The 1,249-nt window shown below is 44.9% G+C and carries 2 protein-coding genes; both read left to right on the top strand.

The features are described 5' to 3' along the window. Window positions 1–217 (top strand): DUF1190 domain-containing protein (locus R7070_RS25630; protein WP_411912996.1); only part of this gene is annotated, 217 nt, incomplete at its 5' end. 2 nt (window positions 218–219) lie between these two features. Further along, window positions 220–1,249, top strand: a 1,030-nt coding sequence (locus R7070_RS25625; RefSeq protein WP_318141443.1) for a glutathionylspermidine synthase family protein, incomplete at its 3' end; no start/stop codon positions are given.

Here is a 1,249-nt window from a genome sequence, read left to right as displayed (position 1 = left end):
GATCTTGAAAGGTTACAACAAGAGTTATTATTCGGAACCGATGTACCGCTATAAGTCCAAGTTTTATAACGGTGCAGGCCAGTTTTTTGGCTCATATCGTAACCAGTCGACCAAAGTCGCGACCAGTAGTTTAAACAAACGTGGGGGCGGAACTATTGGTAGAGCCATGTCTCGAGGTGGATTCGGGAAAGCGGTTTCGGTCAGTCGTGGCGGTTGATTATGTTTCGACGAGAGATACAAGAACGAGAAAACTGGCGTGAATTAGCACGCCAGTTTGGTTTTGGTTTTCATTCTATGTATGGGCAACCGTATTGGGATGAGAGTGCTTACTATCAATTTACGCTGGAGCAAATCGAGCACGACCTAGAATCTCCCACTGAAGAACTGCATCAGATGTGCTTGTCTATTGTGGATGAGGTGGTTCGCTGTGAGCAACTACTGACGAAATGTGCGATTCCTGAGTTGATGTGGGAACAGGTAGCGTCTTCGTGGCAACGAAAAGAGCCTTCGCTCTATTCTCGTTTGGATTTTGCGTATAACGGAACATCACCAGCAAAGCTACTCGAAAACAATGCCGATACACCGACAAGTTTGTTTGAAACGGGTTTTTGGCAGTGGGTGTGGCTGGAAGATGTAGTTAACAAAGGTCGAATTCATCAAGCTGCGGATCAATTCAATATTCTTCAAGACTTTCTAATTGAGCGTTTTGCGGAGATAGCCAAATATCAACCGGGACAAACTCTCCACTTTAGCTGTTGCAAGTACACAGAAGAAGATAAAGCGACTGTCCAGTATTTAGAAGATTGCGCGCGCGAGGCGGGGCTAGCGACAGCTTTTGTGCACGTCGAAGATATTGGTGTAACGGAAGACGGAAAATTTGTGGATGTGGACGAACGAGCCATTCGTTGGATGTTCAAACTTTATCCTTGGGAATTCATGTTTGAAGAGGAATACGCGAAATACTTAGCGACTGCAAATGTCAACTGGCTAGAACCCATGTGGAAATCGATTTTATCCAATAAAGCACTTTTGCCATTGTTGTGGGAACGCTTTCCAAATCATCCCAATCTTTTGCCTGCCCATTTTGCTAATGACCCAAACGTGACTTGTTTGAACGATTATGTCATCAAACCGTTATTCTCGCGAGAGGGGGCGAATATTGAGATCGTCAAAGATGGAAAGCGCTTGGTGAAAACGCCGGGGCCTTATGAATCGAAATTCAATATCGTCCAGAAATATCATCCGTTGC

Source organism: Vibrio sp. 1557 (genome assembly GCF_033340175.1).
GTDB lineage: Bacteria > Pseudomonadota > Gammaproteobacteria > Enterobacterales > Vibrionaceae > Vibrio > Vibrio alginolyticus.
This window is presented reverse-complemented; position numbering and strand designations above follow the sequence as displayed.